Genomic DNA, 7,361 nt, shown 5'->3' on the forward strand with positions numbered 1-7,361 from the left:
CAATTCTTAGAGTTGCAACGACTTTTTAAGTTTAAAAAAAGCCGCCTAATAGGCAGCTTTTTGGGTTGGTTGTTTAAGTTTATTATAATGCTGTAATGATAAATTCGCTTCGTCTATTGGCCTGATGTTCTGCTTCGGTACATGGAACTCCGTCTGAACATTTGTTGACAAGCTCGGTTTCACCATATCCTTTACCAGTTAATCGGTTTGGAGCTATTCCGTTATTAATTAGCCACTGAATTGTAGATTTAGCTCTACGGTCAGATAAGGCTTCATTATACTGATGTGATGCTCTACTGTCTGTATGAGAACGGATATCCAATTTCATGGTTGGATAATCATTTAACACCGAAAGTATTTTTTCAAGATCTAATGCTGCTTCGGTTCTAATATTAGATTTATCCAAATCAAAATAAATCATTTTAATACCAAAGCATTTTCCTAAATCATCGCCCACGGTAACTTTGCAGGTTGATTTTTCTAGCGCAATGGGAAGACTGGTTTTTCCGCTTGTTTTATCGATGGTAATACTTAGTTCTTTTGTGGTATACTCTGGTTTTTCGGCTCTTACATAATAGGTTTTGCCACATTCGACAGAAAAGTTGTAATTGCCTGAAGCATCTGCCACAGCAGAATTTTTAAGATTCATTTGGTCATCAGAAAGCGTGACTTTTGCCCCTGTAAGCACAACACCCGTTTCTGCATCTGTTATGGTACCGTACAATTCTTGAATGCATTTTAACCTTCTAGTTTCTAAGAATCTATAAATATCATCAGAACCTTGACCACCTTCTTTGTTAGAAGTAAAAAAACCTCTTCTAGTTTCAGGATCAATAATATAGGCAAAATCATCTTTTGGAGAATTGACGTCGGCTCCCACATTTTGGATATTGCTTATTTTTCCATTATTGTCAATATTGCCAACAAAAATGTCCAAACCTCCTAAACCTGGATGTCCATCTGATGAAAAGTAAATCTCGTTTTCGCTGGTTAAATAGGGATAAGTTTCTTTTCCTTCTGTGTTAATTGTGTTTCCAAGATTTTCGGGTGTGCTGTAGCCTCCGTTTGAATTGATGCTAACTTTATACAAATCTGACTGTCCGATAGATCCAGGCATATCTGAAGCAAAATAAAGTGTTTTTTCGTCGGGGCTTAAAGCTGGATGCGCCGTGCTGTAATTATTGCTGTTAAAAGGGAGTTCGACAATGTTAGTCCATTTATTGTCATTTCCCAGTTCAGCTTTATAGAGTTTTACTAAAGTGATTTTCTTATCATCTTTACCTTTTTTTCCGTTGATGTAATTGTTTCTCGTAAAATAAACTGTTTTTCCATCTTTAGTAAAAACTGGAGAAGATTCATGAAATTTGGTATTAATAGCCGATTTAAATTTATTGACTTTTGTAGTACTTCCTGTTGCAGGATCTAGATCGGCATTATAAATATTGGTGAAATATTCTCCTGTCCATTTGTGTTTGCGCTTTGCAAAGTTTCCTGTGTCTCGTGCCGACGCAAAATAAATTTTGTTATTGTAAACAAACGAACCGTAATCGGAATATTTGCTATTTATGCCCGCGTCTTCTATTTGGTGCCTTCCAGAATTTGCTTTAATTTGGTCTAGATAATTTATATCTTCTTTGTAAAGTTTTCCTCTACTATCATTTTTAGATATGGCACTAAATTCTTCTAGTAGCTTATTTGCTTTGGCGATCTCTCCGGTTGATTTTAGAGACTGAGCGTATCTAAAATAGTATTCGGGTTCTACATTTGCACTCATTACAAATAACTCGCCATACCATTTTGCGGCATTTTGAAAATCCGAATTGAAATAATAGGCATTTCCCAGTTTTTTAAACATATCTTCTGACTTGTAGCCTTTATCAGCAATTTTTTCATAGGTTTTGATGGCATCAATATAGGCATAACTGTCATATTTCTTATCCGCCGAATTTATTTTTGACTGCTGTCCATAACAGCTAAATGAAAAAGCGCCTATAATTGAAACGAAAAGTAGTGTATAGTTTTTCATGATACCTTATTTTAGAAGAAACGAGGAGTTGTCATTTTACCTTTGTTTGAGAAGAATTCATAACGCAGGAAGATTTCGTGAGATCCCGAATTATAATTGTTTAACTTGGTGGTTTCTCGATCGTATCCGTAACCTACATATAAGCCATCGGTAATCTGAAATCCAGCCATCGCACTTACAGAAGAGCTCCATCTATAAGCGGCGCCAATCATAAATTTATCATAGAACATAAAATTGGCAGAAATATCTACTTGAAGCGGCGCTCCTTCAACCAATTTGGTTAAAATAGCGGGTTTAAATTTTACATACTGGTATTTATCAAGATTAAATACATATCCTCCAATTAAATAATAGTTGATTTTCTCTTTATAAATGGCAACATCATTATCATCATATCGGTTTGTTTCAATAAAGTTTGGTATAGATAAACCAATGTATGCTTTATCGGAGTGCCAATAAACTCCCGCACCGATATTTGGACTGAATTTACTATCTAAATCCTGAAACAGAGGGTCGCCCTGATCTGCAGGATTTAATTTGTTTATATCTAAATTAAAGATATTTGCAGTCCCTTTAATACCAAATGAAAGTTTGAAATCTGCCGATGTCTGAATAGAATAAGACAAATCGACTGAAATATTGTTCTCATTTGTTGGACCAATTTTGTCGCTAACGATCGATGCTCCTACACCTAATTTACTATTATTTATAGGTGTATTGATAGAGAAACTAGCGGTCTCTGGTGCACCATCGAGTCCAACCCACTGTGTACGATAAAGTCCAAATACACTTAATACTCCACGGGAACCAGCATACGCAGGATTTATATTTATTGTATTGTACATGTATTGCGTATACTGTGCATCTTGCTGTGCAAGGCCAGAACATGTAACTAACAAAATGACGAAGGAAAATAATTTTGTTCTCATAGTAGATTTTATTAATTTAATAATTACTATTGATTATTTAAAACATTGAATTTCAATGTGTTCTTGTTCAAAATTAATCAAAAATTATCGGATTTTTTTTTAATGTGCTGTAAAAGAGTATTTTACAGCACATTGTGATTTAATTGTTTTTAGATAAATATAAATATCCGTTTAATTTATTTTCTTGAACATTGTTGTTTCCATCTAGAGATTTATAATTAATGATGTAAAAATAAGTTCCAGTTGGTAGTCCGTCAGATTGCTTAACAGTTGTTCTTCCTCTTGAAGTTCCATCAAAAGCATTTGTTGTGTTATTGTAATTTGTAGTTTCAAAAACCAAAATTCCCCAGCGATTATATATTTCAACAGTATTGCCTGGATAACAAGTTATGTCATCAATATTGTCAATTTTGAAGAAATCATTTAGGTTATCGCCATTTGGAGTGAATGCGTTATGAACTACTACATTACCACAAGCTAAGACTCTACAGTCATCATTGATTTCCATGTTTAAGACTATGCTTCTTGGGCATCTTTCATCGGCTATCACATATTCAAAAATGTAATTTCCTAATGCTAAACCAAATGGGTTAAGAATGCCTCCCTGTACTGCATTGCTGTTGTTTATATCCTGCCAAATTCCTGTTGTAGGTGTTCCTTCAGGAAGATGATCACTTAAGTTTACCAATGTTGAATCATCGTTACATGCTGTACCACTTACTTCTACGACACCATTCGGAATTACTGTAATGGTTATTGTAGCAGAATCGCAATTTTCTGGACTTGATTTATCACAAATTGTATAGTTATAAGTATAAGTTCCAGCAGGTGTCAAACTTCCTACATTTACATTTCCAGAAGCATCTATAGTAATGTTTGGATCTGCTTGAGTATTATTTCCTTCGGTAAGAAGTGTAAAGTTTACTAATTCTAATGTTGCAGGAAGCGTTCCTTTTAAATCATTGTTTAATACATTACCGACCAACCCGAAAGTGTTACATCCAATATTGCTAAACGTATCATCATTTGCAATAACAGGAGCAATTATAACAACAGTCACTATAGCAGTATCGCAGTTTCCGAAATCGGCTTTTTCACAAATTTGGTACGTTAATGTATACGTGCCGCCTGGTGTATTTGCTGCAACACTGATTGTTCCGTCAGCGTTTACTGTTATTGATCCTGTAGGATCAGGAACAGTTGTTGTCAATGTAACATCATTTATGTTTACAGTAGTACCATTAAGGGTATCATTAGTTAAAACATTACCTACGTTAGTTTGTGCTGTAGGAACAATTATTGGCGCAGGATTATCGTCATTGGCAACAATTGCAAATGTTGGTCTTGCAGTACAATAAGGATCTGCCGGCGGATAGCTTAATGTAATAGTTTGGCTCGGATTTACAGATATTGTGACATTAACTGTTGGACGTAATTTTTCAAATCCATCCGCGCCTTCAATCCATCTGTTGTTTTCAAAAATCCATCCTGGCCAGTCAATTCCTTTTCCTTGCTCATCTACTACTGCGCCTGGCCATAATACACGGCCACTTAGCGGTAGATTATTCATTGTAGTTACAACATTGTTACTACTGTCTGCCCAAGCAATGGTTACGCCATTTACAGGAGTGAAATTTCCTGGTGTCACAACATAATCAATATAAGGAACATCATTTACACATATCGATGTTGCAGTAACGGTCATTACTGGAGCTTCTATTGTAATGGTTACAGTAGCAGTATCGCAATTGTCTGTCTGGTCGGCTTCGCAAATTTGGTATACCATTGTTAATGTGCCTACTGGAGCATTTGGCAATACATCAACAGATCCGTCAGCATTTAATTGTAAAAACTCATTCGGTGTAACTGTAGTTATGATAACATCAGATGCGGTTACAGGATTTCCTTCTAGGGTATCGTTTGTTAATACATTCAATACATTAGTTGTAGTGTGATTGACTCCTGCAATAGGTCCAGCGCTATCATCATTAGCCACTATATCTTTGTATTCTTTGCAGCTTACGCCGAAATCAGCATCTAAATGAACCAGATCTTCTGGAGTTACTGTTACTATATACCCGCTGTCTGTTGTTGTACTGCAAACGGTATGCGATTGTGCTTTGCTCGTTTTGCCTGTAATATTTTTAGCAGATACAGAAGGAAGTACTTTTACTAAACCTGTAAATCCTAAGTTTGCAGCCACGGTATCAAAATTTGCATCTCGAACCAATTTGATAGTGTAATCTCCGTAAGGATTTGCTGTAGCTGGACGATCTCTCCAGAAGCCTTCGATACCCACGATCACTTCTTCATGATATCCATTTGGACCATCAATAATTACATTGGCACTTAATGCATTTCCAAAACCTGCGGCATTTAACTCTCCGTTATTTTGAGGACCAGTATAACTTCCGTCTCCGTTAAGATCAATCCATTCCCATAGGCTGTAATCAATAGCTCCATTTGAATCTGGAATGTTTTTAGTGACAACTCCATCATTATTTGCATCATACCATTCATCCTGAATACCATTGCTATTAATATCATACCAAACATAATCTCCTAGAACAGGAAGTTTTGATGCTCCATATTCGAAATTATGAGTCTGGATTTTACATTCTTCAAGGGTAGTAAAGAACAAGCTAGAGTCAATAGGATACAATTGATATGCGCTATTTAAATTAGCATCTTGCACTTGTACTAAATAATCTCCTGCAGGCATTCCAGAGAAACTATACATTCCGTCTGCACCAGTAATGCGCATTTGTATTGGTCCTGTAGTTGTTCCTTGCGGGATTAACGTAACTGGTACATTTGCAATAGGAGTATTCGTGTCTACATTAATAATTTTTCCAGAAATTTTCACAGTATATTCAGGCTGTGCAATTATCACAGTCGCTGTGGCAGTACAAATTTGGTTTTCGCCATTTACCGGTGCTGTTGCAGTAATAGTATAGGTGCCAGCTGGTAAATTGGTATTGCCAACAACTTCATTTCTTTCATTTGTAATTACAACGGTAGAGCCAGGACTGCTTGTTACAGCAATGCTTCCATCTGTGCCTCCGAAACAGCTAGTGTTTGTAGGAACTCCACTAACAGTAACTTTGCTTTCAACTGTAAAAGTTTGAACCAATTCGGTTTTGTTTCCAGCACAGTCAGTTAAAGTATAAGTTCTTGTTAAGATGTATGCTTCTCCATCGCAACCATTTCCTCCGTTGTTTGTATCCGAAACTGTAATATTTACAGTCGAACTGCAATTATCGGTTGCATCTTTAATATCTGATGGATTTCCTGCAGGTATTAAATCTATGCTCGCTAAGTTGGTTACACTTTCGGGAGCAGTTCCAGTTGGAGCCGTTTTGTCTCTAACCGTAATAACCTGAATGTGAGTAGTGGTATTGCCACCACAGTCACTAATTTTCCAAGTACGAGTTAAGGTATAATTAGTAGGACAATTGTTTTCGATACCTGATTTTACTTCAGTGAATACTATTGGTAAGTTTTCGCTACAATTATCTGAAACAGTCATTTCTGCAGGTTCAGGAACAGCATCACATGATACTTCAATATCTAAAGGAAGATTTCCAGTAAATATTGGAGCAGTATTATCTTGGATTGTGATTATCTGGGTGAAAGTTTCAGAAACATTTCCGCAGTCATCTTTTACAGTCCAAGTGTTGGTGTAAGTTCCTGCGTTTCCGCACCCTTCAGAAGCTGCAAACTGTCCGCTTACTTTAGAGATGTCAGAAACATCCGCATCGCATAAGTCAGAGGCTGTTGGAAACTGAGCCTGGGCTAAAGCAAGGCCTTCAGCATCGCTGCATTCTAAAGTTGCATCTAGAGTTCCGGCAGCCGTTGTCCAAGTTGGAGCAGCATTATCTTGAATTGTGATTATCTGGGTGAAAGTTTCAGAAACATTTCCGCAGTCATCTTTTACAGTCCAAGTGTTGGTGTAAGTTCCCGCGTTTCCGCATTCTTCAGAAGCTGCAAATTGTCCGCTTACTTTAGAGATGTCAGAAACATCGGCATCGCATAAGTCAGAAGCGGTTGGGAATTTAGCCTGCGCTAAAGCAAGGCCTTCGGCATCGCTGCATTCTAAAGTGGCATCTAGAGTTCCGGCAGCCGTTGTCCAAGTTGGAGCAGCATTATCTTGGATTGTAATTATCTGGGTGAAAGTTTCAGAAACATTTCCGCAGTCGTCTTTTACAGTCCAAGTATTGGTGTAAGTTCCCGCGTTTCCGCATCCTTCAGAAGCTGCAAACTGCCCGCTTACTTTAGAGATGTCAGAAACATCCGCATCGCATAAGTCAGAAGCGGTTGGGAATTTAGCCTGCGCTAAAGCAAGGCCTTCGGCATCGCTGCATTCTAAAGTGGCATCTAGAGTTCCGGCAGCCGTTGTCCAAGTT

Annotated in this window: 3 protein-coding genes; all 3 read right to left on the reverse strand. The window is 37.3% G+C overall.

Annotated features, from left to right (window positions below; translation table 11 throughout):
* Nucleotides 1-82 precede the first annotated feature (82 nt).
* The gene (locus EG814_RS15825) at nucleotides 83-2,026 is read right to left on the reverse strand and encodes an OmpA family protein (protein WP_125722868.1); all 1,944 of its coding nucleotides are present in this window, start codon (nucleotides 2,024-2,026) and stop codon (nucleotides 83-85) included.
* 11 nt (nucleotides 2,027-2,037) lie between these two features.
* Nucleotides 2,038-2,955: a PorP/SprF family type IX secretion system membrane protein gene (locus tag EG814_RS15830; RefSeq protein ID WP_125722869.1), complete on the reverse strand. Its 918-nt coding sequence runs from the start codon at nucleotides 2,953-2,955 to the stop codon at nucleotides 2,038-2,040.
* A gap of 139 nt (nucleotides 2,956-3,094) precedes the next feature.
* Nucleotides 3,095-7,361 (reverse strand): T9SS type B sorting domain-containing protein (locus EG814_RS15835; RefSeq protein WP_125722870.1); only part of this gene is annotated, 4,267 nt, incomplete at its 5' end.

It is taken from the genome of Flavobacterium ustbae, assembly GCF_003946915.1.
Classification (GTDB): domain Bacteria; phylum Bacteroidota; class Bacteroidia; order Flavobacteriales; family Flavobacteriaceae; genus Flavobacterium; species Flavobacterium ustbae.

Bases quoted from the DNA above. Each gene is read 5' to 3' on its own strand.
- EG814_RS15825 (WP_125722868.1), bottom strand. From the start codon at position 2,026: ATGAAAAACTATACACTACTTTTCGTTTCAATTATAGGCGCTTTTTCA.
- EG814_RS15830 (WP_125722869.1), bottom strand. From the start codon at position 2,955: ATGAGAACAAAATTATTTTCCTTCGTCATTTTGTTAGTTACATGTTCT.